The sequence below is a fragment of the unidentified bacterial endosymbiont genome, from assembly GCF_918797525.1.
Classification (GTDB): domain Bacteria; phylum Pseudomonadota; class Gammaproteobacteria; order Enterobacterales; family Enterobacteriaceae; genus Enterobacter.
Map to the genome: position 1 here is coordinate 4658946 of NZ_OU963893.1, position 25247 is coordinate 4684192.

The 25247-nt window shown below is 53.7% G+C and carries 19 protein-coding genes, 4 tRNA genes, 3 rRNA genes and 1 riboswitch; of the genes, 4 read left to right on the forward strand and 22 right to left on the reverse strand.

The annotated features are described in order from the left end of the window. From ilvD to ilvL, 6 genes are all read right to left on the reverse strand, one after another. Positions 1 to 1851 (reverse strand): dihydroxy-acid dehydratase, encoded by a 1851-nt coding sequence (ilvD, locus tag NL510_RS22225; protein ID WP_253380438.1) that lies wholly within the window; start codon positions 1849 to 1851, stop codon positions 1 to 3. Positions 1852 to 1912: 61 nt separating this feature from the next. Beyond that, positions 1913 to 2842 (reverse strand): branched-chain amino acid transaminase, encoded by a 930-nt coding sequence (locus NL510_RS22230; protein WP_253380440.1) that lies wholly within the window; start codon positions 2840 to 2842, stop codon positions 1913 to 1915. Positions 2843 to 2859: 17 nt separating this feature from the next. Continuing rightward, positions 2860 to 3123, reverse strand: coding sequence for an acetolactate synthase 2 small subunit (gene ilvM / locus NL510_RS22235; RefSeq protein ID WP_253380442.1), 264 nt, complete (start codon positions 3121 to 3123; stop codon positions 2860 to 2862). Then, entirely contained in the window at positions 3120 to 4766 is a 1647-nt protein-coding gene (gene ilvG, locus NL510_RS22240; RefSeq protein WP_253380445.1) for an acetolactate synthase 2 catalytic subunit, read from the reverse strand. The genes ilvM and ilvG overlap by 4 nt, the downstream gene beginning before the upstream one ends. Positions 4767 to 4768: 2 nt before the next feature. Further along, on the reverse strand, positions 4769 to 4819 hold the full coding sequence (gene ilvX / locus NL510_RS22955; RefSeq protein ID WP_366518974.1) for a peptide IlvX: 51 nt from the start codon (positions 4817 to 4819) through the stop codon (positions 4769 to 4771). Between the two features lie 86 nt (positions 4820 to 4905). Next, on the reverse strand, positions 4906 to 5004 hold the full coding sequence (gene ilvL, locus NL510_RS22245; protein ID WP_253380447.1) for an ilv operon leader peptide: 99 nt from the start codon (positions 5002 to 5004) through the stop codon (positions 4906 to 4908). A gap of 343 nt (positions 5005 to 5347) precedes the next feature. Here ilvL and NL510_RS22250 point away from each other — a divergent pair, with 343 nt between their 5' ends. Beyond that, the gene (locus NL510_RS22250) at positions 5348 to 6868 is read left to right on the forward strand and encodes a YifB family Mg chelatase-like AAA ATPase (RefSeq protein WP_253380449.1); all 1521 of its coding nucleotides are present in this window, start codon (positions 5348 to 5350) and stop codon (positions 6866 to 6868) included. 31 nt (positions 6869 to 6899) lie between these two features. Here NL510_RS22250 and NL510_RS22255 read toward each other — a convergent pair whose 3' ends face one another. Next, entirely contained in the window at positions 6900 to 7238 is a 339-nt protein-coding gene (locus NL510_RS22255; protein ID WP_253380451.1) for a MaoP family protein, read from the reverse strand. A gap of 118 nt (positions 7239 to 7356) precedes the next feature. Here NL510_RS22255 and hdfR point away from each other — a divergent pair, with 118 nt between their 5' ends. After that, positions 7357 to 8178 (forward strand): HTH-type transcriptional regulator HdfR, encoded by an 822-nt coding sequence (gene hdfR / locus NL510_RS22260; RefSeq protein ID WP_253380453.1) that lies wholly within the window; start codon positions 7357 to 7359, stop codon positions 8176 to 8178. A 96-nt stretch (positions 8179 to 8274) separates the two neighbouring features. On the opposite strand, the gene NL510_RS22265 is transcribed toward hdfR, so the two are convergent. From NL510_RS22265 to btuB, 9 genes are all read right to left on the reverse strand, one after another. Next, positions 8275 to 8350, reverse strand: a tRNA-Trp gene (locus NL510_RS22265). 52 nt (positions 8351 to 8402) lie between these two features. Next, positions 8403 to 8479, reverse strand: a tRNA-Asp gene (locus NL510_RS22270). Between the two features lie 54 nt (positions 8480 to 8533). Continuing rightward, positions 8534 to 8649 (reverse strand): 5S ribosomal RNA (gene rrf / locus NL510_RS22275). 62 nt (positions 8650 to 8711) lie between these two features. After that, positions 8712 to 11617 (reverse strand): 23S ribosomal RNA (locus tag NL510_RS22280). A gap of 173 nt (positions 11618 to 11790) precedes the next feature. Further along, positions 11791 to 11866 (reverse strand) — tRNA-Ala (locus NL510_RS22285). A gap of 105 nt (positions 11867 to 11971) precedes the next feature. Continuing rightward, a tRNA-Ile gene (locus NL510_RS22290) sits at positions 11972 to 12048 on the reverse strand. Between the two features lie 69 nt (positions 12049 to 12117). Continuing rightward, positions 12118 to 13657 (reverse strand): 16S ribosomal RNA (locus NL510_RS22295). Together the 16S, 23S and 5S rRNA genes with 4 tRNA genes alongside form the textbook arrangement of a ribosomal RNA operon. Before the next feature lie 348 nt (positions 13658 to 14005). Continuing rightward, complete coding sequence (murI, locus tag NL510_RS22300) at positions 14006 to 14887, reverse strand: glutamate racemase (RefSeq protein WP_253380455.1); 882 nt, start codon at positions 14885 to 14887, stop codon at positions 14006 to 14008. Next, positions 14832 to 16670, reverse strand: a complete 1839-nt coding sequence (gene btuB, locus NL510_RS22305; RefSeq protein WP_253380457.1) for a TonB-dependent vitamin B12 receptor BtuB — start codon at positions 16668 to 16670, stop codon at positions 14832 to 14834. The genes murI and btuB overlap by 56 nt, the downstream gene beginning before the upstream one ends. A gap of 66 nt (positions 16671 to 16736) precedes the next feature. Beyond that, a riboswitch (cobalamin riboswitch) is annotated at positions 16737 to 16912 on the reverse strand. 104 nt (positions 16913 to 17016) lie between these two features. On the opposite strand from btuB, the gene trmA reads away from it, so the two are divergent. After that, the gene (gene trmA, locus NL510_RS22310; protein WP_253380459.1) at positions 17017 to 18117 is read left to right on the forward strand and encodes a tRNA (uridine(54)-C5)-methyltransferase TrmA; all 1101 of its coding nucleotides are present in this window, start codon (positions 17017 to 17019) and stop codon (positions 18115 to 18117) included. A gap of 13 nt (positions 18118 to 18130) precedes the next feature. Here the strand turns inward: trmA and NL510_RS22315 are convergent, their stop codons facing one another. Together NL510_RS22315 and fabR are read right to left on the reverse strand one after the other, a co-directional pair. Next, positions 18131 to 18490, reverse strand: a complete 360-nt coding sequence (locus tag NL510_RS22315) for a YijD family membrane protein (protein WP_253380461.1) — start codon at positions 18488 to 18490, stop codon at positions 18131 to 18133. Between the two features lie 9 nt (positions 18491 to 18499). Beyond that, a complete protein-coding gene (gene fabR / locus NL510_RS22320; protein WP_253380463.1) occupies positions 18500 to 19138 on the reverse strand; it encodes an HTH-type transcriptional repressor FabR in 639 nt (212 codons plus the stop codon). A gap of 196 nt (positions 19139 to 19334) precedes the next feature. On the opposite strand from fabR, the gene sthA reads away from it, so the two are divergent. Further along, positions 19335 to 20735 (forward strand): Si-specific NAD(P)(+) transhydrogenase, encoded by a 1401-nt coding sequence (sthA, locus tag NL510_RS22325; protein WP_253380465.1) that lies wholly within the window; start codon positions 19335 to 19337, stop codon positions 20733 to 20735. Here the strand turns inward: sthA and oxyR are convergent. From oxyR to argC, 4 genes are all read right to left on the reverse strand, one after another. Next, positions 20709 to 21635 carry a DNA-binding transcriptional regulator OxyR gene (gene oxyR / locus NL510_RS22330; RefSeq protein ID WP_253380467.1) on the reverse strand — a complete coding sequence of 309 codons (927 nt, stop codon included), beginning with the start codon at positions 21633 to 21635 and terminating at the stop codon, positions 20709 to 20711. The genes sthA and oxyR overlap by 27 nt on opposite strands. Positions 21636 to 21962: 327 nt before the next feature. Then, complete coding sequence (gene argH, locus NL510_RS22335; protein WP_253380468.1) at positions 21963 to 23336, reverse strand: argininosuccinate lyase; 1374 nt, start codon at positions 23334 to 23336, stop codon at positions 21963 to 21965. Between the two features lie 74 nt (positions 23337 to 23410). Further along, on the reverse strand, positions 23411 to 24187 hold the full coding sequence (gene argB, locus NL510_RS22340; RefSeq protein WP_253380470.1) for an acetylglutamate kinase: 777 nt from the start codon (positions 24185 to 24187) through the stop codon (positions 23411 to 23413). A 6-nt stretch (positions 24188 to 24193) separates the two neighbouring features. Continuing rightward, on the reverse strand, positions 24194 to 25198 hold the full coding sequence (argC, locus tag NL510_RS22345; protein ID WP_253380472.1) for an N-acetyl-gamma-glutamyl-phosphate reductase: 1005 nt from the start codon (positions 25196 to 25198) through the stop codon (positions 24194 to 24196). Positions 25199 to 25247 lie beyond the last annotated feature (49 nt).

Here is a 25247-nt window from a genome sequence, read left to right on the forward strand (position 1 = left end):
TTAGCCCCCAAGTTTAGATTTATCGCGCACCGCGCCTTTATCTGCACTGGTGGCCAGGCTCGCGTAGGCGCGCAGGGCGAAGGAGACTTCACGCTGGCGGTTTTTCGGCGTCCAGGCTTTGTCGCCACGCGCGTCCTGTGCTTCACGGCGGGCCGCAATGTCCTGGTCGCTCAGCTTCAGCTGAATGCCGCGGTTTGGAATGTCGATTTCAATCAGATCGCCATCTTCGATGATTGCGATATTGCCGCCGCTTGCCGCTTCCGGTGACACGTGGCCGATAGACAGACCCGAGGTTCCGCCAGAGAAACGACCGTCAGTGATCAGCGCGCAGGCTTTGCCAAGGCCCATGGATTTCAGGAAGGTAGTTGGGTAGAGCATCTCCTGCATGCCCGGACCGCCTTTCGGCCCTTCGTAGCGGATGACGACCACATCACCGGCCACCACTTTGCCGCCCAGAATGGCGTCTACCGCGTCGTCCTGGCTCTCGTACACTTTTGCCGGACCGGTGAATTTCAGGATGCTGTCATCCACACCGGCGGTTTTCACGATGCAGCCGTTTTCCGCAAAGTTACCGTACAGCACGGCCAGACCGCCGTCTTTACTGTAAGCATGCTCCAGAGAGCGGATGCAGCCTTCTGCGCGGTCATCATCCAGGGTGTCCCAGCGGCAATCCTGTGAGAATGCCTTTGTAGTACGAATACCGGCCGGCCCCGCGCGGAACATGTTCTTCACCGCCTCGTCTTTAGTCAGCATCACGTCGTATTTGTCCAGCGACTCCGGCAGCGTCAGGCCGAGGACGTTTTTCACTTCACGGTTCAACAGGCCGGCGCGATCCAGCTCGCCCAGGATACCTAACACGCCACCCGCACGGTGTACGTCTTCCATATGGTACTTCTGAGTGCTCGGCGCAACCTTACACAGCTGCGGCACTTTGCGGGACAGTTTATCGATATCGCTCATGGTAAAGTCGATTTCCGCTTCCTGCGCGGCAGCCAGCAGGTGCAGAACGGTATTAGTGGAGCCGCCCATGGCGATATCCAGGGTCATGGCATTTTCGAACGCGGCTTTGCAGGCAATATTGCGCGGCAGCGCGCTGGCATCGTCCTGCTCATAGTAGCGTTTGGTCAGCTCAACGATGCGTTTACCGGCGTTAAGGAACAGCTGTTCACGATCGGCATGGGTCGCCAGCAGCGAACCGTTGCCCGGCTGAGACAGACCCAGCGCTTCGGTCAGACAGTTCATGGAGTTTGCGGTGAACATGCCTGAACAAGAACCGCAGGTCGGACACGCGGAGCGTTCCACCTGGTCACTTTGCTCATCAGAGACTTTCGGGTCCGCACCCTGGATCATCGCATCGACCAGGTCGAGCTTGATGATTTTATCGGAAAGCTTGGTTTTACCCGCTTCCATTGGGCCACCGGAGACGAAGATCACCGGTATGTTCAGGCGCAGAGAGGCCATCAGCATCCCTGGGGTGATTTTGTCGCAGTTGGAGATACAGACCATCGCATCGGCGCAGTGGGCATTCACCATGTACTCAACCGAGTCAGCGATCAGCTCACGCGACGGCAGAGAGTAGAGCATGCCCCCGTGCCCCATCGCGATGCCGTCATCCACCGCAATGGTGTTGAACTCTTTCGCCACACCGCCGGACGCTTCGATTTGCTCGGCGACCAGTTTACCGAGGTCGCGCAGGTGTACGTGGCCCGGTACAAACTGAGTGAAGGAGTTCACCACGGCGATAATTGGCTTACCAAAATCATCGTCGGTCATTCCGGTGGCGCGCCACAGCGCGCGGGCCCCCGCCATGTTACGGCCGTGGGTGGTGGTGGCTGAACGATACTTAGGCATGCTTTATTTACTCCCGTCTGACTATTTTAATGGGACGATGCGTGCCATCCCAAATCTATGCTTATTGATTAACCTGATCCAACCAGCCGTATTTATCTTCCGTTTCACCGGTAAAGAGGCCGAAGAATGCCTGCTGAATACGTTTGGTTACCGGGCCACAACGACCTACACCGACCTGGATACCGTCTACGCTACGAACCGGCGTGATTTCAGCCGCCGTACCGGACATAAACACTTCATCGGCCAGGTACAGTGATTCGCGGGACAGAACCTGCTCACGTACTTCAACACCCAGATCTTTCGCCAGCCTGATGATGGCATCGCGGGTGATACCCGGCAGTGCAGAAGAGGTGAATGGCGGAGTGAACAGGATCCCGTCTTTCACTTCGAACAGGTTTTCACCCGCGCCTTCGGAGATGTAGCCATTCACGTCAAGCGCAATACCTTCCTGGTAGCCGTGACGACGCGCTTCGCTGCCGACCAGCAGTGAAGAGAGGTAGTTACCGCCCGCTTTAGCCGCGGTTGGAATGGTATTGGGTGCAACGCGGTTCCAGGAAGAAACCATTGCGTCGATCCCCTGATCCAGGGCTTCGGCCCCCAGGTATGCCCCCCATGGGAACGCGGCAATGATCACATCAGTGTTATACCCTGCTGGCGGATTAACCCCCATGCCGACATCCCCCACGAACACCAGCGGACGAATGTAGGCGCTGGTCAGTTTGTTCTGACGAATCACGTCGCGACAGGCTTGCATAAGCTCATCAACGCTTTGAGAAACCGGGAAACGATAAATTTTGGCTGAGTCATGCAAACGTTGCATGTGTTCGCGATGACGGAACACCGCTGGCCCTTTATGAGAATCATAGCAACGGATGCCTTCAAACACAGACGTACCGTAGTGCAGCGCATGGGACATCACGTGGACTTTCGCGTCCTCCCAGCGAACCATCTCACCATTGAACCAAATGTAATCAGCTTTTTTCGTCGTCATTTTTTTTCCTGTCACGCTTAAGCGCGGATTTGTTGTGATGTGTTTGTGCTCTGGCAGATGGCAACATGGGCAACGTCTACCAGTTTTGATAATTGACTAAACAGTAAGTCGACCGACCGCGCACTGGCAACGGTTAATTCAATACTGATGTTTTGGGCGTCGGTGGCGGTTTCCATATTCATTGCGCTAATCTGAAAACCACGATGGCGCACCACGCGCAAAACACGTTCTAAGGTCTCTGGGTTGAAGCGAGCCTGCACGGCGACCTGATGCTGCATCATGATAATTTCTCCATCATTTGTGAGTTACTGGCACCGGGCGGTACCAACGGCCAGACGTTTTCAAGCTCATCGATTGAGACATGAAGCAGGTAAGGCCCTTCGCTTGACAGCAGGGTGTCGAGTGCAGCTTCAACCTGGTCTTTACGAGTGATATGTTGGCCAGGGATACCGAACGCGCTGGCCAGAGTGAGGAAATCGGGGTTATCGGTCAGGGTCGTTTCGCTGTAACGCTCCTGGAAGAACAACTGCTGCCACTGGCGAACCATCCCTAAACGCTGGTTATCGAGCAACACAATTTTCAGCGGTAACTGCTTACGCTTAACGGTGCCCAGCTCCTGAACGTTCATCATGAAGGAGCCGTCACCGGAGATACAGATAACCGTATCGTTCGGGCGAGCAACCTGCGCCCCCACGGCGGCAGGCAGACCGAAGCCCATGGTCCCTAAGCCACTCGAGGTAATGAAGTTTTCCGGACGAGTGTAAGTCATATGCTGCGCGGACCACATCTGATGCTGGCCGACGTCCGTGGTCACGACGCTGTCTGCCGGTTTACGGTCAGACAACTGTTTCAGCAGCAGCGGCGCGTAAATGGCATCGCCGGGGTGGTCGTAACGCCAGGCGTGTTCGGTACGCATATCCGCGGCGTGCTGGCACCATTCTTTTATCGCCAGCGGCTGCTGTAACGCGGGTAATAACGCATTGAGGTCGCCCTGCAGCGCGACGTGCGCCTGTCGCAGTTTGTTCATCTCCGCCGGATCGATATCCATATGGATGACGTTAGCATTCGGCGCGAAGGTGTTCAGCTTGCCGGTCACACGATCGTCAAAACGGGCACCGACGGCGATCAGCAAATCACACTCCTGCACCGCCAGGTTTGCCGCTTTAGTCCCGTGCATCCCAAGCATGCCGAGACAGTACGGGTAGGCTGCCTCAACCGCGCCCAACCCTTTCAACGTGCAGGTGGCAGGCATCTGCGTGACCGCGATAAATTCACGCAGAGCCGGGACGGCCTGTGCCATACCCACGCCACCGCCGACATAGAGCATTGGCCTGTGCGCTTGCGCCAGCATCTGGCGTGCCTCTTCCACGTCGACATGCGGGAAAGCTTTCTCACGTGCAACTGTGGTGAAATGCGGCTCCAGATCCCCCTGGGCAACCTGGATGTCTTTCGGGATATCAACCAAAACCGGGCCAGGACGACCGGAATTTGCGACGTCAAAAGCTTCTGCCATCACTCGCGGCAGCTCTTCCAGAGACTGAACGAGGAAGCTGTGTTTGGTACAGGCCAGCGACAACCCGAGAACATCCACTTCCTGGAACGCATCGGTACCGATGAACGGTGAAGCCACCTGGCCGGTGATCGCAACGACGGGAACGGAATCGAGCAGAGCGTCTGCCAGACCGGTGATCAGGTTGGTGGCGCCTGGACCAGACGTTGCCATACAAACGCCGGTTTTACCCGTGGCGCGCGCATAGCCAATTGCCGCCATCGCCGCTCCCTGCTCGTGGCGGCACAACAGGTGTTCCACGCCGCCGTCATACAGTGCATCGTAAATCGGCATAATTGCGCCCCCCGGATAACCGAAGACAGTGTCGACTCCCTGTGCGCGCAACGCATGTACTACCCAGTGTGCCCCATTCATAGTTAGTTCCCCGTCGTAAATCGGAAGAAACAGAATTTTATGCTAGTATTCATTTTCTGCTCCTCGTTTAAGTTTTTTAGTCATAAAAAAACCCCCGGACCTTTCGGTGCGGGGGTCTTAGTTCGTTAAGGCTTGATTTTTAAGCCTTTCCTCTTCCAGATGCAGCCCCGCACGGTGGGATAATAATCACCACCACGCTAATCACGACCAGGCTAATCACTCGTAGAAGGGCTTTCATTTTCAGTTCTTTCTGCTTCTTGTTCGAAGGAATACCTAAAGAGTTACCACAGTTTTTAAACCTAACACAAGATTTATTTATGACTGGATTGATTAGTCTGCGAAGCTAATTTCTTAAACATGTTGTTTTATATGGGAAAATTAGAAAATGAATATTTCTCATTTTTTCAGGAGCAGATTAACCATTAAAAGTGAGGCGTTAGCCCATTTTGCGAGGCTACTTCCACGGCTCTGCAATCATTACAATTCGTCGCTAAAAATCATGAATACGCGCCGTAAATCAACGAAATGCAGCTCAACAGACGACATTAACGCAGGCATAGTCACACCAGGAGGTAGTGCTTATGTCACTGTCAGTTGTCTATACGCGTGCGGCTATTGGGGTTAAAGCACCGCTTATTTCCGTGGAGGTCCATCTGAGTAATGGGCTGCCCGGGCTTACGCTCGTCGGCTTGCCAGAGACGACGGTAAAAGAGGCCAGAGATCGGGTACGCAGTGCGATTATCAATAGTGGTTATGCCTTTCCCGCAAAAAAGATCACCATCAATCTTGCGCCTGCAGATCTCCCTAAAGAGGGAGGGCGATATGATTTACCTATCGCTATTGCGCTTCTCGCCGCCTCTGAGCAGCTTAACACCGCCGGGCTAGGCTCGTATGAGTTCATCGGTGAACTGGCGCTCACAGGAGCGTTGAGAGGCGTTCCTGGCGCCATCTCTGGTGCGCTGGAAGCTATCCGTGCAGGTCGACAAATCATTGTACCTAATGAAAATACGTCCGAAGTCAGCCTTATCGCAGAAAAAGGCTGCCTCGTCGCCGGGCATTTACAGGAGGTCTGCGCGTATCTTGAGGGAAGGCATCAGTTGGCGGAACCGGAAGAGTCTGAGGATAGTCTGCCAGACAGCCCGGACGATCTGAGCGACATTATTGGCCAGGAACAGGGAAAGCGCGCACTTGAAGTCACCGCCGCCGGCGGGCATAACCTTTTGCTGATCGGCCCACCCGGCACAGGCAAAACCATGCTGGCCAGCAGGCTGAACGGTTTACTGCCTCCGCTCAATAATCACGAAGCACTCGAAAGCGCGGCAATATTCAGCCTGGTGAGTTCAGCGTCATTGCAAAAACAGTGGCGTCGCCGCCCTTTTCGCTCCCCGCACCACAGCGCGTCACTGACAGCAATGGTGGGAGGCGGGTCGATTCCCGGTCCCGGAGAGATCTCACTGGCTCACAACGGTATTCTGTTTCTTGATGAATTGCCTGAGTTTGAACGCCGCGTTCTGGATGCTCTGCGAGAACCTATAGAATCGGGTGAGATCCATATTTCCCGTACCCGCGCCAAAATAAGCTATCCCGCGCTTTTCCAGTTAGTAGCAGCGATGAATCCCAGTCCTTCCGGTCACTATCAGGGGAACCATAATCGCTCTTCGCCTGAGCAGACGCTGCGCTATCTGGGGAAGTTATCAGGCCCTTTCCTGGACCGTTTCGATTTATCACTGGAGATCCCCTTGCCGCCACCAGGACTACTCAGCCAGACCACTATCAGAGGCGAGCGTTCAGCAGACGTGCGTGACCGGGTTATAGTTGCTCAGGCCCGACAGTATTTACGTCAAAACAAACTGAATGCACGTCTGGATAATGCTGAGATTCGGCAGTTTTGTCAGCTTAAGCCTGAAGACGCATGCTGGCTTGAGGAAACTTTAACGCGCCTCGGACTGTCGATCAGGGCATGGCAACGCCTGCTTAAAGTCTCTCGAACCATTGCGGATGTGGAAGGATGTACTGATATTGGTAGGCAACATTTGCAGGAAGCATTAAGCTATCGCGCAATCGATCGCCTGCTGCTGCATCTGCAAAAGTTATTGGCATGAAAAAGGGGCCGTAGCCCCTGTTCTCATTATCTTAGTCCTCAGACTCGGTATAATCTTCTGCACCTTCCACCTGCGGCTTACCGCCAGACAGCGTATGGAAACGCTTTGGACGCTTTATGCGCGCCATATACTTGATCCATACACGTTCCGCTTCTGACTCCGGCTCACGCTCACCCCGGCATACAGAGACAAACTGTTTTTCGTCTTCCGTAGCAGGTTCCCGTTTACCCAGATCCAGCTCGTTAAAGGCATAACCATGGCGCTCAAGCAGTTGCGCCTCTTTGATGGTGAAATCGCCGTGACGAGAGAACCCGCGCGGATAATGTTTATTGTCGAAAAAACGATTAGTCGTCGTAAAGCTTTCCGCCATCCTACACGCTCCTAATTCTTTGGCCGAGCTATTTATGGCGCGGAGTATTAGTTACGCTTGACAGAGTGTAAAACAAAACATTTAAATCATAACGACAAATAATTTTGCGGAGAAAGATGTGGATACGGAATTGCTAAAAACTTTCCTGGAAGTGAGCAGGACGCGTCACTTTGGGCGAGCAGCGGAAGCGCTCTACCTGACACAGTCAGCGGTCAGTTTTCGTATTCGGCAACTGGAAAACCAACTGGGGGTAAATCTTTTCACCCGCCACCGCAATAACATCCGCCTCACACCAGCCGGGGAAAAACTTCTGCCCTATGCTGAAACCTTGATGAATACCTGGCAGGCGGCCAGAAAAGAGGTGGCGCACACCTCGAGGCACAATGAGTTTTCGATCGGCGCCAGCGCATCCCTGTGGGAATGCATGCTCAGCCAGTGGCTTTCCAGGCTATATCATTCTCACGGCCATTTGCAATTCGAAGCCCGGATTGCACAAAGGCAGTCGCTTGTTAAGCAATTACATGAACGTCAGCTTGATCTGCTGATCACGACAGAAGCCCCCAAGATGGACGAATTTAGCAGCCAGATCGTCGGCCAGTTTGGTCTAGCTCTTTATGCTTCTGAACCGTCGATGATGAAGGCCGACCTGAGCTATCTGCGTCTGGAATGGGGACCGGATTTTCAGCAACATGAAGCAGGATTAATCGCCAGCGATGACGTTCCGCAGCTAACCACAAGCTCTGCGGAGGTCGCCTGTCAGCAACTTTCCTTACTGAAAGGCTGCACCTGGTTACCCATCCGCTGGGCAGACAATAAATCAGGACTGCATACTGTCACCGATTCCACCACCCTTTCCAGACCTTTGTATGCAATTTGGCTGCAAAACAGCGACAAGCAATCTCAGATTAAAGATCTGCTTAAAATAAATGTCATGGATTGAGGTGTAAGCCTGCAATTGTGCAGGCTGCTTTTCAGATGAGAAATTTTACCGTTTTACAGGCAAAAAAAATCCTTTGCCGAAGCAAAGGATTCTATATGGCAGGGGCGGAGAGACTCGAACTCGCGACACCCGGTTTTGGAGACCGGTGCTCTACCAACTGAGCTACGCCCCTAAATCTTCTTGCCATCAAGCCTGCCAGGAGGCAGGCTTGATGTTTTAATAAGTGGCGGAACGGACGGGACTCGAACCCGCGACCCCCTGCGTGACAGGCAGGTATTCTAACCGACTGAACTACCGCTCCACCGAAGACTTCTGTAACCACCGGATTATGCACCGGCTTACCACTTAATTTGATGCCTGGCAGTTCCCTACTCTCACATGGGGAGACCCCACACTACCATCGGCGCTACGGCGTTTCACTTCTGAGTTCGGCATGGGGTCAGGTGGGACCACCGCGCTACAGCCGCCAGGCAAATTCTTTATCTGTATCAGGCTGAAAATCTCTCTCTCCGCCAAAACAGCTTCGGCGTTGTAAGGTTAAGCCTCACGGTTCATTAGTATCGGTTAGCTCAACGTATCGCTACGCTTACACACCCGACCTATCAACGTCGTCGTCTTCAACGTTCCTTCAGGACTCTCAGAGAGTCAGGGAGAACTCATCTCGGGGCAAGTTTCGTGCTTAGATGCTTTCAGCACTTATCTTTTCCGCATTTAGCTACCGGGCAGTGCCATTGGCATGACAACCCGAACACCAGTGATGCGTCCACTCCGGTCCTCTCGTACTAGGAGCAGCCCCCCTCAATTCTCCAGCGCCCACGGCAGATAGGGACCGAACTGTCTCACGACGTTCTAAACCCAGCTCGCGTACCACTTTAAACGGCGAACAGCCGTACCCTTGGGACCTACTTCAGCCCCAGGATGTGATGAGCCGACATCGAGGTGCCAAACACCGCCGTCGATATGAACTCTTGGGCGGTATCAGCCTGTTATCCCCGGAGTACCTTTTATCCGTTGAGCGATGGCCCTTCCATTCAGAACCACCGGATCACTATGACCTGCTTTCGCACCTGCTCGCGCCGTCACGCTCGCAGTCAAGCCAGCTTATGCCATTGCACTAACCTCCTGATGTCCGACCAGGATTAGCTGACCTTCGTGCTCCTCCGTTACTCTTTGGGAGGAGACCGCCCCAGTCAAACTACCCACCAGACACTGTCCGCAACCCGGATTACGGGTCTACGTTAGAACACCAGCCATTAAAGGGTGGTATTTCAAGGATGGCTCCACGCAGACTGGCGTCCACGCTTCAAAGCCTCCCACCTATCCTGCACATCAAGGACCAGTGTTCAGTGTCAAGCTATAGTAAAGGTTCACGGGGTCTTTCCGTCTTGCCGCGGGTACACTGCATCTTCACAGCGAGTTCAATTTCACTGAGTCTCGGGTGGAGACAGCCTGGCCATCATTACGCCATTCGTGCAGGTCGGAACTTACCCGACAAGGAATTTCGCTACCTTAGGACCGTTATAGTTACGGCCGCCGTTTACCGGGGCTTCGATCAGGAGCTTCGCCTTACAGCTAACCCCATCAATTAACCTTCCGGCACCGGGCAGGCGTCACACCGTATACGTCCACTTTCGTGTTTGCACAGTGCTGTGTTTTTAATAAACAGTTGCAGCCAGCTGGTATCTTCGACTGGCTTCAGCTCCGTGAGCAAGTCACTTCACCTACGCGCCAGCGTGCCTTCTCCCGAAGTTACGGCACCATTTTGCCTAGTTCCTTCACCCGAGTTCTCTCAAGCGCCTTGGTATTCTCTACCTGACCACCTGTGTCGGTTTGGGGTACGATTTCGTGTTACCTGATGCTTAGAGGCTTTTCCTGGAAGCAGGGCATTTGTTACTTCAGCACCGTAGTGCCTCGTCATCACACCTCAGCGTTAATAAGGTTCCGGATTTACCTGGAACCTCCGCCTGCATGCTTAAACCGGGACAACCGTCGCCCGGCTAACATAGCCTTCTCCGTCCCCCCTTCGCAGTAACACCAAGTACAGGAATATTAACCTGTTTCCCATCGACTACGCCTTTCGGCCTCGCCTTAGGGGTCGACTCACCCTGCCCCGATTAACGTTGGACAGGAACCCTTGGTCTTCCGGCGAGCGGGCTTTTCACCCGCTTTATCGTTACTTATGTCAGCATTCGCACTTCTGATACCTCCAGCACCCCTCACAGGCCACCTTCAACGGCTTACAGAACGCTCCCCTACCCAACAACGCATACGCGTCGCTGCCGCAGCTTCGGTGCATGGTTTAGCCCCGTTACATCTTCCGCGCAGGCCGACTCGACCAGTGAGCTATTACGCTTTCTTTAAATGATGGCTGCTTCTAAGCCAACATCCTGGCTGTCTGGGCCTTCCCACATCGTTTCCCACTTAACCATGACTTTGGGACCTTAGCTGGCGGTCTGGGTTGTTTCCCTCTTCACGACGGACGTTAGCACCCGCCGTGTGTCTCCCGTGATAACATTCTTCGGTATTCGTAGTTTGCATCGGGTTGGTAAGCCGGGATGGCCCCCTAGCCGAAACAGTGCTCTACCCCCGAAGATGAGTTCACGAGGCGCTACCTAAATAGCTTTCGGGGAGAACCAGCTATCTCCCGGTTTGATTGGCCTTTCACCCCCAGCCACAGGTCATCCGCTAATTTTTCAACATTAGTCGGTTCGGTCCTCCAGTTAGTGTTACCCAACCTTCAACCTGCCCATGGCTAGATCACCGGGTTTCGGGTCTATACCCTGCAACTTTCGCCCAGTTAAGACTCGGTTTCCCTTCGGCTCCCCTATACGGTTAACCTTGCTACAGAATATAAGTCGCTGACCCATTATACAAAAGGTACGCAGTCACCCCATAAAGAGGCTCCCACTGCTTGTACGTACACGGTTTCAGGTTCTTTTTCACTCCCCTCGCCGGGGTTCTTTTCGCCTTTCCCTCACGGTACTGGTTCACTATCGGTCAGTCAGGAGTATTTAGCCTTGGAGGATGGTCCCCCCATATTCAGACAGGATACCACGTGTCCCGCCCTACTCTTCGAGTTCACAGCAAGTGTGCTTTCGTGTACGGGAGTATCACCCTGTACCCTGCGACTTTCCAGACGCTTCCACTAACACACAAGCTGATTCAGACTCCGGGCTGCTCCCCGTTCGCTCGCCGCTACTGGGGGAATCTCGGTTGATTTCTTTTCCTCGGGGTACTTAGATGTTTCAGTTCCCCCGGTTCGCTTCATTACGCTATGTATTCACATAATGATAGTGTGACGAATCACACTGGGTTTCCCCATTCGGACATCGCCGGGTCAAAGGTTCATATCACCTCGCCGGCGCTTATCGCAGATTAGCACGTCCTTCATCGCCTCTGACTGCCAGGGCATCCACCGTGTACGCTTAGTCGCTTAACCTCACAACCCGAAGCTGTTTCGCCTCTGATTGTGAAAATTTGAGAGACTCAAACACACCATTAAAGATGTGTCGTTTCAATTTTCAGCTTGATCCAGATTTTTAAAGAGCAAAACTTCGCAGTGCACCTTTTCAGGTTCACTCTGAAGTTTTCTTGTTTTGTGCAGTAAAAGGATGGTGGAGCTATGCGGGATCGAACCGCAGACCTCCTGCGTGCAAGGCAGGCGCTCTCCCAGCTGAGCTATAGCCCCATCGTAGTTATCTCTCTACCGGTAATTTTTGTTGAGGCAAGGCGTGGTGACACGGAGCATACTCAGGTATGTGAGTGTCACCGCAACGCAGCATCAGCAAAAATTTGGTAGGCCTGAGTGGACTTGAACCACCGACCTCACCCTTATCAGGGGTGCGCTCTAACCACCTGAGCTACAAGCCTGCAGAGATTTTTACTGCTGTATTTCATCAGACAATCTGTGTGAGCACTACAAAGGCAGGTTCTTTAAGGTAAGGAGGTGATCCAACCGCAGGTTCCCCTACGGTTACCTTGTTACGACTTCACCCCAGTCATGAATCACAAAGTGGTAAGCGCCCTCCCGAAGGTTAAGCTACCTACTTCTTTTGCAACCCACTCCCATGGTGTGACGGGCGGTGTGTACAAGGCCCGGGAACGTATTCACCGTAGCATTCTGATCCACGATTACTAGCGATTCCGACTTCATGGAGTCGAGTTGCAGACTCCAATCCGGACTACGACGCACTTTATGAGGTCCGCTTGCTCTCGCGAGGTCGCTTCTCTTTGTATGCGCCATTGTAGCACGTGTGTAGCCCTGGTCGTAAGGGCCATGATGACTTGACGTCATCCCCACCTTCCTCCAGTTTATCACTGGCAGTCTCCTTTGAGTTCCCGGCCTAACCGCTGGCAACAAAGGATAAGGGTTGCGCTCGTTGCGGGACTTAACCCAACATTTCACAACACGAGCTGACGACAGCCATGCAGCACCTGTCTCACAGTTCCCGAAGGCACTTCAGCATCTCTGCTGAATTCTGTGGATGTCAAGACCAGGTAAGGTTCTTCGCGTTGCATCGAATTAAACCACATGCTCCACCGCTTGTGCGGGCCCCCGTCAATTCATTTGAGTTTTAACCTTGCGGCCGTACTCCCCAGGCGGTCGACTTAACGCGTTAGCTCCGGAAGCCACGCCTCAAGGGCACAACCTCCAAGTCGACATCGTTTACGGCGTGGACTACCAGGGTATCTAATCCTGTTTGCTCCCCACGCTTTCGCACCTGAGCGTCAGTCTTTGTCCAGGGGGCCGCCTTCGCCACCGGTATTCCTCCAGATCTCTACGCATTTCACCGCTACACCTGGAATTCTACCCCCCTCTACAAGACTCTAGCCTGCCAGTTTCGAATGCAGTTCCCAGGTTGAGCCCGGGGATTTCACATCCGACTTGACAGACCGCCTGCGTGCGCTTTACGCCCAGTAATTCCGATTAACGCTTGCACCCTCCGTATTACCGCGGCTGCTGGCACGGAGTTAGCCGGTGCTTCTTCTGCGGGTAACGTCAATCGGTGAGCTTATTAAACTCACCGCCTTCCTCCCCGCTGAAAGTGCTTTACAACCCGAAGGCCTTCTTCACACACGCGGCATGGCTGCATCAGGCTTGCGCCCATTGTGCAATATTCCCCACTGCTGCCTCCCGTAGGAGTCTGGACCGTGTCTCAGTTCCAGTGTGGCTGGTCATCCTCTCAGACCAGCTAGGGATCGTCGCCTTGGTGAGCCTTTACCTCACCAACAAGCTAATCCCATCTGGGCACATCCGATGGCAAGAGGCCCGAAGGTCCCCCTCTTTGGTCTTGCGACGTTATGCGGTATTAGCTACCGTTTCCAGTAGTTATCCCCCTCCATCAGGCAGTTTCCCAGACATTACTCACCCGTCCGCCACTCGTCACCCGAGAGCAAGCTCTCTGTGCTACCGTTCGACTTGCATGTGTTAGGCCTGCCGCCAGCGTTCAATCTGAGCCATGATCAAACTCTTCAATTTAAGTTTGATGCTCGTGAATTAAACTTCGTAATGAATTACGTATGTTCACTCAGAGACTTGGTATTCATTTTTCGTCTTTCGACGTTAAGAATCCATGTCACTTTGAGTGCCCACACAGATTGTCTGATAAATTGTTAAAGAGCAGTGCCGCTTCGCTTTTTGCTGCGGCGCGGGGTGTGCATATTACGCTTTCCCGCTACAGAGTCAAGCGTTTATTTCGCTTTTCTCTGCAAGAGTTCATCGCTGAACCCCGCTAACCCGGCGGCCTGTAAGCCGTTGTTCCGTGTCAGTGGAGGCGCATTATAGGGAGTTCTCAGGCGTTGACAACCCCTCTTTTAAAAAAAACGTTCAACCGTCTCTTTTTTGCGCAAAATCGTGCGGCAACACCAGTTTTTCCAGCGTTTCAAAGCCATAACGGCGTAAAACGGGTAAAAGTTGTTCAGTTTCTTTTGTTATTGCCATACAGAAAGCGATATTCGCATCGGTCGATTTTGCATCTGGCGCTTCATGTTCCAATAGCCAGGCCGTACGACGCGCAATAGCCGCGCCGGAATCGACCAGTCTTGTCCCCTCAGGGAGAACCGCTAACAGTTCTTCCTGTAATAACGGGAAGTGGGTGCAGCCCAGGACGACCGTATCCGGTGGTTCCGGCATTCGCAGCCACGGGCGAAGTATGCGGCGCAGTTCTTCGTGCGATACCGCTTCTCCGTGCAACTTCGCTTCCGCCATCTCCACCAGTTCCGCCGACCCCAGCATGGCAATCTTGCATTCATTGGCGAAGCGATCGATAAGTTCACGGGTATAAGGACGTTTGACCGTGCCACGGGTTGCCAGCAGGCCGACAATGCCGTTTGCCGTCAGACGTGCCGCAGGTTTAATTGCCGGAACGACACCCACCACCGGAAACGGGAATTTATCACGCAGTGCTGGAAGGGAGACGGTGCTTGCCGTATTACAGGCAATGACCGCCAGCGCCAGGGGATAACGCTGCTGTACCGCGGTGACGATTTCAACCACACGCTCAACTATAAAATCTTCACTCTTTTCCCCATAAGGGAATGCGACGTTATCGAAGGCATAAATGTAATGGAGATCCGGCAGGAGATGCCGAATCTCATCGTAGACCGAAAGCCCACCGACGCCGGAATCAAAAACCAGCACGGTGGGACGCGGATCAGAAGGTGTAGCTGCCAGACAAGGTGTATTCTCGTCCTGCAGTTTGATAGCCATAAACTGTCTCGTAATCTTTATCGAACAGGTTAGCTATTTTACCACGAACTGTCAGATGTGAGGTGACAGGATATGAAACTGCGATATCCCACAGGCTCACACCGCCCATTTTGACCTTCTGACTCGGATAGGTCCCGAAATCGGTATCGTAACGTGTCCCCAGGTAGTGGTAAGTCAGACTCCAGTCGACATCAGCGATCTGCGTATCGAGTTGATACTTTACCTGCTGTTTAGCGCGACGATCCAGCGGTTGGTTCGTTGCCGCATTGCGCGCATCTACATAGTCATAGCCGACAGTATGTATAATCGGACCAGTATCAAACGAGGCAGTGGCTTCAACGCCTTTAATGCGCGCTTTGCCGACGTTGTAATACTCCTGAAGATTGTTGTTGAAGTCGATCAAGTTATCAACATCGTTACGATAGGCCGACACGCGCCAGCTCACGCCCGCCGTGAGACCTTCGAACGCACCTTCCCACTGCTTGCTCTCTTCAGGATCAAGGTGGTCATTGCCGTAGAAGCCATATAGTTGCCCCAGGTTCGGCGCTTTATAGGCGGTGCCATAAGACGCAATGACGCGATAACCGTCAATAAACTCCCAGCCTGCGCTGCTCTGCCAGGTACCATGGCGACCAAACTGTGAGTTATCGTCGCTACGGGCTGCCCCTTCCAGCGTAACATCACCCCATTTCTGCAACGCGGTCAGGTAGACGCCCGTGTTACGAATGTCGTAGCCATTCGACACATAGTTGGTGTTAGGTTCTGTGCTCTGCTTCTGCCAGTCGACACCCGCGCCGATGTTGCCATGCCCAACGTCCACGGAGTTAGCCCATTGAACGTTGTACTGTTTGATTTCATCCAGCGTAGCCGTGGAGTCATAACGTCCAAGATGCGGATCGTAGTTATAGTCCTTACTGTGGCTATAGCTGGAGAGTAACTGTGAATGGAAGATATCCTCATTGAAGCGCAGTCCGGCATCCCAGGTCTGGCTATACAATTGGCGGGTATCGACCAGTGCATTAGGGCTGTAATAACCGTCATAGGCTGTACGGTTGCTATAGCCATAACCTCGAATAAAGCCGCTCCACTGATTGGAGAACGCATGCTCCAGCGCGCCGTAGATTGTTTTATTCATATAGCCGTCGCGATCGGTCTGGGCAAAGCCGCCGTTATTTCCGTCCGCCACCACGTCAAAACCTTTCGTGTAGGTGTAATCGCCCGCCAGCGTCACCCGGGTACTGTCGCCCAGCGTTTGCTGGGTGCTACCGCCATAATTCTGGTAGCCATGCGACCCAACGCCTGCATTAAGCGTCGTGCCATCCTTCGCGCGGGTAGTGATGATGTTCACCACGCCGCCAATCGCATCAGAGCCATAGACTGCAGAGCGCGGTCCACGAATGTATTCGATGCGCTGTACCAGTGCGATGGGGAACTGACTGAGGTCGGACGACCCTGTGACGCCCGCCTGGTTAAGACGGACCCCGTCGACAAGAATAAGAACATGGCTGGAATTGGTGCCACGTATAAAGAGTGAAGAAAGCTGCCCCATTCCGCCGCTTTGCGTGGTATCCACACCCGGCAGGCGGCGCATCACATCAACTACGGTCGTGGATTGCCAACGTTCAATATCTTCACGCGTCACCACAGATGTCGGCGCCAGAACGGTTTTTTCCGGTTGCGCAAAACGGTTTGCCGTAACGACCAACGAGTCTGCGCTATCCTGCGCCCAGCCCGAAAATGCCGTGACGGACAATGCCGTCAGCAGCGATACTTTTTTAATCATTGTTAAAGCATCCACAATATAAGAAGGATGCCGCAGGCCTCATCTATAGCACGCGATGATGAAACCAGATGCGACGTGATCCCGGCAGGTCTTCGGGCTAGGTGGCGTTTTACAGATGACGACTTCCCGCTTTCACAGTGTCTACAACATTCATCCCGCCAGTCTTTACCGCTGCGCGTCAGCTCCAGATTTACACTGGATTCCCTTTTTACTCTCAGGAGACCGGAAACAGAATGCTACAATTAGACACGTATGGATGTCCAGATAGCTATTACCCATTAAATCTGGACATCCCGTACACAATGCCTACAATCCCCGCGTAATTCTTTATCATTCAGGACGCATCATGACCCCCGAACACCTCCCGACAGAACAGTACGACGCACAGCTGGCAGAGAAAGTTGTCCGCCTGCAAAGTATGATGACGCCTTTCAACGCGCCCGTTCCCGAGGTGTTCCGCTCGCCTGTCAGCCACTACCGTATGCGTGCTGAGTTCCGTATCTGGCATGACGGCGATGACCTGTACCACATCATTTTCGATCAACAAACCAAATCCCGCATTCGCGTGGACAGCTTCCCGGCGGCAAGCGAACTCATTAACCAGTTAATGACGCTGATGATAGAAGGCGTGCGTAACAATCCGCTGCTGCGCCATAAGCTGTTTCAGATTGACTATCTGACGACACAAAGTAATCAGGCCATTGTCTCCCTGCTGTACCACAAAGCGCTGAACGATGAATGGCGCGAACAGGCAGAAGCGCTGCGTGATATCCTGCGAGCGCAGAATATCAACGTTCATCTGATAGGCCGCGCGACCAAAACCAAAATCATGCTGGATAAGGATTACGTCGACGAACGTCTGCCGGTGGCAGGAAAAGAGATGGTTTATCGTCAGGTGGAAAATAGCTTCACCCAACCGAACGCCGCGATGAACGTGCAGATGCTGGAGTGGGCGCTAAATGCGACACAAGGGTCAACGGGCGACCTGCTGGAACTGTACTGCGGTAATGGCAACTTCTCGCTGGCGCTGGCGCGTAACTTTGAGCGCGTGTTGGCAACCGAAATCGCCAAGCCGTCCGTCGCAGCCGCACAATACAATATTGCCGCCAACCATATCGATAATGTGCAGATCATTCGTATGGCTGCGGAAGAGTTTACGCAGGCTATGAATGGCGTACGCGAGTTTAACCGTTTGCAGGGAATCGATTTAAAGAGCTATCAGTGTGAGACGATTTTTGTCGATCCGCCGCGCAGTGGTCTGGACAGCGAAACCGAAAAGATGGTGCAGGCGTACCCGCGTATTTTGTACATCTCTTGCAACCCTGAAACCCTGTGCAAAAATCTCGAAACATTGAGCCAGACGCATAAGGTTGAACGTCTGGCGTTATTCGATCAGTTCCCGTATACGCACCACATGGAGTGCGGGGTATTGCTTAGCGCACGGTAATTTTGTTCTCGCTTTACTCCGGCAGGTGGCGCTTACGCCTGCGTAGGCGCGAGCCAATCCAGAACACCAGCGCAACAGACAGTACCGCAGGCAGGAAGTTAGACCCGATATCCGGATACTCCGCGCGCACCACGGTACTAAACAGTAGCACGCCCAAAATAAAGCAGGCGGCAGCCAGCCCCGGCAACCCGACGGGCATAGTGCGGTTTAAGTAGCGTTGATGCAGGCAATAAACCGTTAGCACCAGCGAGATGAGCGGGAAAATCGAAAAGGGCACAATCGCGCTGAAAACAGCCGCAAATGTGCCATTAATAGATAAGCCAGCGATCAATGCCAGCAACAACGTACCCTTATCCTGACCTGACTGTTTCATTACTCACCTTCACCGATCGGTTTGATGTGCCAATTTCTCTTGTTCACGTCGATACCAGTAGTACGCTCCTTTTGAGATCATGCGCAGTTGCAATACCAGTCGCTCTTCGAGTTGTTTGCGTTGCTCAACACTCACATCCAGTGCTTCTGCCCCGGCATTGAAGACAATAGTGACCATGGCTTCTGCCTGTGCTTCGGTAAACGCACGCGGCATGTGATTTTCGAGTTCAAGATAGTCGGCAAGTTCCGCAATAAAATGCTGAATTTCACGCGCGACAGCGGCACGAAACGCCGCCGAAGTGCCCGAACGCTCACGCAACAGCAGGCGAAATGCGTTGGGGTTATTGCCAATGAATTCCATAAATGTCGATACGGAGGTGCGGATCACGCTGCCCCCTTTAGCGATACGCTGACGCGCCTGACGCATCAACTGGCGCAGCATCAGCCCGCTCTCGTCGACCATGGTCAGGCCCAGTTCATCCACATCACGGAAGTGACGATAGAAGGACGTTGGCGCAATCCCCGCCTCGCGTGCGACTTCGCGCAGGCTTAAACTGGCAAAACTCCGCTCAGCGCTCAGTTGACTGAATGCGGCTTCCACCAGCGAACGCCGGGTTTTCTCTTTTTGTTGTGCTCTTACGCCCATCACAATAGTTGAATCCTTCCAAAGGTCTGATGGCACTATACCAGAGAATAAAATTAATCTGTTTGCACTGCTTTGTGAATGATTGTTTACGGGCGGTTTGTGCTCCACTGCCCGAAAAAAGCACAACGATAATTGGGTTACCCTGGCAATGATGTTATGATTCTGTTGCTTTTATGTATAAGAACAGGTAAGCCTTGCCATGCCACATTCCTACGATTACGACGCAATAGTTATTGGTTCCGGCCCCGGCGGCGAAGGCGCTGCTATGGGTCTGGTAAAACAGGGAGCCAGAGTAGCGGTTATTGAGCGCTACCATAATGTTGGCGGCGGTTGCACCCACTGGGGCACCATCCCTTCGAAAGCCCTCCGCCATGCCGTTAGCCGCATTATTGAATTTAACCAAAACCCTCTTTACAGCGATCACTCCCGGCTTCTTCGTTCTTCCTTTGCCGACATCCTGAATCACGCGGACGCCGTCATTAACCAGCAGACTCAGATGCGTCAGGGTTTTTATGAACGTAACCACTGTGAAATTCTGCAGGGTAATGCGCATTTTGTGGATGAACACACCCTGGCGCTGGAGTGCCACGACGGCTCGGTCGAGACCATCACCGCCGAAAAGTTCGTTATTGCCTGTGGATCACGCCCGTACCATCCGGCGGATGTCGATTTCTCGCATCCGCGCGTCTACGACAGCGACTCCATCCTCAGCCTGCACCACGAACCCCGCCATGTGATTATTTACGGTGCGGGGGTGATTGGCTGTGAATACGCGTCTATCTTCCGGGGAATGGAGGTCAAAGTTGACCTTATTAACACCCGCGACCGTTTGCTGGCCTTCCTCGATCAAGAGATGTCGGACTCACTGTCCTACCACTTCTGGAACAGCGGAGTGGTTATTCGCCACAACGAAGAGTACGAGAAGATCGAAAGCTGCGACGACGGTGTGATCATGCACCTGAAGTCCGGTAAAAAGTTGAAAGCAGACTGTCTGCTGTATGCCAACGGCCGCACCGGTAACACCGATTCACTGCGCCTTGAAAATATCGGTCTGGAAACCGACAGCCGTGGTCAACTGAAGGTCAACAGCATGTACCAAACCGCGCTGCCGCATATTTATGCCGTCGGCGACGTGATTGGTTACCCGAGCCTGGCGTCAGCGGCATACGACCAGGGGCGCATTGCGGCGCAGGCGCTGGTGAAAGGTGAAGCGACGGCGCATCTGATTGAAGATATTCCGACGGGCATCTACACCATTCCGGAAATCAGCTCTGTGGGTAAAACCGAGCAGCAGCTAACGGCAATGAAGGTGCCATACGAGGTGGGTCGTGCGCAGTTTAAACATCTGGCGCGCGCGCAAATCGTAGGAATGAGCGTAGGTACGTTGAAAATTCTATTCCATCGCGAAACGAAAGAGATCCTCGGTATTCACTGCTTTGGTGAACGCGCGGCGGAAATCATTCATATCGGCCAGGCGATAATGGAGCAAAAAGGGGGTGGTAACACCATTGAGTACTTCGTTAACACCACCTTTAATTACCCGACCATGGCAGAAGCCTATCGGGTCGCGGCCCTAAACGGTCTGAACCGTCTGTTTTAACGCGTTTTCGAAATGGCCATCCATCGAACTGCGGATGGCCTCTGCCAGCTGCTCATAGCGGCTGCGCAGCGGTGAGCCGGGGCGATAAACCAACCCAATCGTGCGGCGCGGCTCGGGTTTAATGCACGGCAGATAGACCACACCATCTCGTTTACGCTCTCGCGGGACTGCCAATGCAGGCAGCAGCGTAATTCCACTTCCCGCCGCCACCATATTTCTGAGCGTTTCCAGGCTGGTTGCGCGGAAATGGGTATCTTCGTCAGCACCCGCTTCAAAGCAGAAGCCCATCGCCTGATCGCGCAGGCAGTGGCCGTCTTCCAGCATCAGCAGTTTTTCACCGGCCAAATCGGCCATCGGCACGCGATCGCGGTTCGCCCAGGGGTGATCTTCATAGATCGCCAGCATCATTGGCTCATCGAACAGCGGTACTTCGATAAAGGCTTCGCTCTCTTTCACCAGCGCCAGAATGGCGCAATCAAGCTTACCGCTATCTAACTGCGCCAGTAGCTGATGGGTTTGCGCTTCATGCAGGTACATTTCGAGTTTCGGGAACGTCTGGTGCAGCATCGGAATGATCTGCGGCAACAGATAAGGGCCAACGGTTGGGATCAGGCCAATATGCAGTGGCCCGGACATCGCCTCCCCCTGCTGGCTTGCCATTTCCTTAAGCACTTTGACCTCGCGCAGCACGGTGCGCGCCTGATCCACCAGCAGAAGACCTGCCTGTGTGAACAGTACCTTACGACTGGTGCGCTCCAGCAGCATCACGCCCAGCTCATCTTCCAGCTTGCGGATCTGACCGCTTAGCGTGGGCTGGCTAACGTGGCAGGAATCAGCCGCGCGGCGAAAATGTCGGTGCTCAGCTAAGGCTACCAGGTATTCAAGATCACGAATATTCATTATTCATCCTCCGTCGCCACGATAGTTCATGGCGATAGATAGCATAGCAACCAACGATTATCCCTATCAAGCATTCTGTTGAATAATACAGCACATAGACGAGGCGGGACGTGTTTAACCCCTTAACGTCCCGCCTCGTCAAACGAGTTTCTCTCAAAACTCGAATAACTAAAGCCAACGTGAACTTTTGCGGACCCCGTGGTCCGCATTTTTTTGCGTAAAAAAGCCCGGGGATAAAGCAAAATGGCAACCGAAGTTGCCAATTTTTAGTGTTTGCTCCCTCTCCCCGTGGGCTGAGGGTTTCCCACAAAATCATGCCAGCACGGTTTAAACCAACCGCTTTTTCGCATCCGCAATCGCCAGCGCCACCTGCTTAGGTGATACGCCGCCTTTCGCCGCACGCTTATCCAGACACGACTGCAAGGACAGAATCGGATAGACATCATCTCCGATGACCGCACTGAATTTCTGCAGGTCGCCCAGCGTCAGATCTTCCAGCGGTTTCCCCTGACGAATGGCTTCCACCACCGCCTCACCCACAATGTGGTGTGCTTCGCGGAACGGTACACCCTTAGCAACCAGATAATCCGCCAGTTCGGTAGCGTTAGCGTAACCCTGCTGCGCCGCTTCCTGACAACGCGGACGTTTCACCTGAATGCCGTCCAGTACCAGCGCGCCCATATGCAGGCAGTCAAGCCAGGTGTCGAGCGCGTCGAACAAACCTTCTTTGTCTTCCTGCATATCTTTGTTATACGCCAGCGGCAGTCCTTTCAGCGTCATCATCATACCGGTCAGCGCGCCCTGCACGCGGCCACACTTACCGCGAATAAGCTCCAGCGCATCTGGGTTTTTCTTCTGCGGCATCAGGGACGAGCCGGAGGTCACGCGGTCAGATAGCTCAACAAAACCCGCTTCGCCGGAGTTAAAGAAGATCAGGTCTTCAGCAAAACGCGACAGGTGCACCATGCCAATAGAGGCGTTGGAGAGCAGTTCCAGCACGTGGTCACGATCGGACACGCTGTCCAGACTGTTACGGGTAGCCGACGCAAAGCCCAGCCAACCCGCCAGCTGTTCACGGTCGATGTCATAAGCGGTACCCGCCAACGCACCGCTGCCCAGCGGGCTAACGTCCAGACGCTTGAGGGTATCCTGTAGACGGCCTTCATCACGTGCCAGCATCTCAACGTAGGCCAGACACCAGTGTGCAAACGTCACCGGCTGCGCGCGCTGCAGGTGGGTATAACCCGGCATCACCGCATCCTGGTTGTTCTGCGCGGTGTCCACCAGCGCGCTCTGCAACTGGCGATTAGCAGCCAGCAGTTCAGCAACGGTATCTTTACACCACAGCTTCAGATCGGTCGCGACCTGGTCGTTACGGCTGCGGCCGGTATGCAGTTTTTTACCCAACTGGCCGACTTTGTCAATGAGTTTGCCTTCCACCCAGCTGTGAATATCTTCGGCATCGCTCCGGAGGATTTGCTGCGGATCCAGACGCACCTCTTCCAACAGTTTGTTTAGCGCCTCTTCCAGTTGAAGCTGTTCATCTACGGTCAACACACCCACCTTTACCAGCGCTTTGGACCAGGCCACAGAGCCGACGATATCCTGTTCGGCCAGGCGGTAGTCGAAGCGCAAAGAGTCGTTGAACTGTTTGAACCGTTGATCTGCTGCCTGAGTAAAACGCCCACCCCAAAGTGCCATAACATGCTTCCTTTATTCGTTAGTTCCGCCAGGTGGCGTTACGCTTACCCGGCCTATGGTCATTCACTAAAATCTTAAGCCAGAATACGCGTGCCGATCGGCGTGCCGTTAAACAGCGCCGGCAGTTGCTCCGCATGGCGCCAGGAGGCGATATCCACCGGACGGCCGAGCGCGCGTGCGGCATCCAGCGCGGCGTTCACTTTGACGATCATGCCGTCGGTGATAATGCCCTGGTCGATCAATTGCTCGGCTTTTGCTGCGGTCATCTCGGCAATACGCTGGCCTTTACCATCAAGAATACCGCTCACGTCGGAAAGTAGGATCAGGTCTGCGCCCAGCGTTGCCGCCAGCGCGGTTGCCGCCTGGTCCGCATTGACGTTCATCAGCTCACCCTCTTCGGTCACACCGATAGAGCTCACTACGGGCAGGAACCCGCCTTCAAGCAGCGTGTTAATCAGTTCAGGCGAGCCCGGCTGCGCCAGTCCAACGTGGCCGAGCGCTTCGTCGAGCTGAGTCACTTTTACGCTGTCACCATCGCCCAGATAGAGGCCAACGGAGGTAATGTGATGTTTTTTCGCCCATGCCAGCAGCGTTTTATTTGCGGTTCCCGCCAGCGCGCCGGTGATGATGTCAATCTGATCGGCAGGCGTCACACGCAGGCCATTTTTCTTTTTCACCGGTAGGTTGAGTCCTTTCATTAGTTCATCAACCACACAGCCGCCGCCGTGAACAATTACCAGCGGACGCTGGTGTGATTCGCGATAATTCACCAGCGCCGTAAAAAGACGCTCCAGCGCTTCTTCGCTATCCAGCAGTACACCACCGAGTTTGATAATTAATGGGTTCATCATCACACCTTAAATAAGAGACTGCGTTTCAGGGAAGCCGAAACGAATATTTGCACACTGCATTGCCTGAGCGGCAGCGCCTTTAAGTAAGTTATCTTCTGCGGCTACCACGATCAGATGCTCGCCCTGGACGGCAAAGCCAATGTCGCAGAACGGCAGGCCGACTACGTTTTTCAGTGCCGGGACGCCATTGTCATACAGGCGCACCAGCGGTTTATCTGTATAAGCCTGCGCAAAGACCTCGCCAATCTGCTCTTTGGTAATGCCCGGTTTCAGGCGGCAGGTAATGGTTTCGAGGATCCCACGCGGGAAGCTGCCCAAATGCGGGGTAAAAATGACGTCCGCGCCCAGATGGGTGGTGATTTCTGGATGATGGCGATGGTTAAACACGCCATACGGCTGAAGGCTCACTTCGCAGAAGCTGTTCGCGATAGCGGCTTTGCGCCCGGCTCCGCTCACGCCACTGGTGGCGTTGATCACCGGCCACTGGTTGAGATCCAGCAAACCTGCGTCAATAAGCGGTTTCAGGGAGAGCTGCGCTGCCGTCGGATAACAGCCCGGCACAGCAATCAGGTTCGCTTCTTTCAGTTTGCCTGCGCTCCACTCCGCCAGTCCGTACACCGCTTTCTCAAGCAGCTCCGGGTGCTGATGAGTGAAACCGTAATATTTTTCGTAGAATGCGCCGTCGTTAACGCGAAAGGCCCCGGAGAGGTCGAACACCACACAGCCGGCCACCAGAAATTGCGGCGCCAGGTCATGGCTGACTTCGTGCGCGGTAGCTAAAAAGACCACGTCTACGCCGTCGGTGAACTCGCTGATGTCAGACATCGGCTGCAGCGGCAGATCGACAATGCCCTTAAGCTGTGGATGCAAATCGGAAATTAACTTTCCTGCATCATTGCTTTGCGCTGACACGGTCAAAGCGGTTATGGTCATATCTGGATGGCGATTCACGTAGCTTACAAGCTCTGCGCCCGCATAACCGCTAGCGCCTACAATCAGCGTATTCAACATTGGGTTCCTTTATGCTCAACGTTAATGTATTTTTATTCACATTTATTGC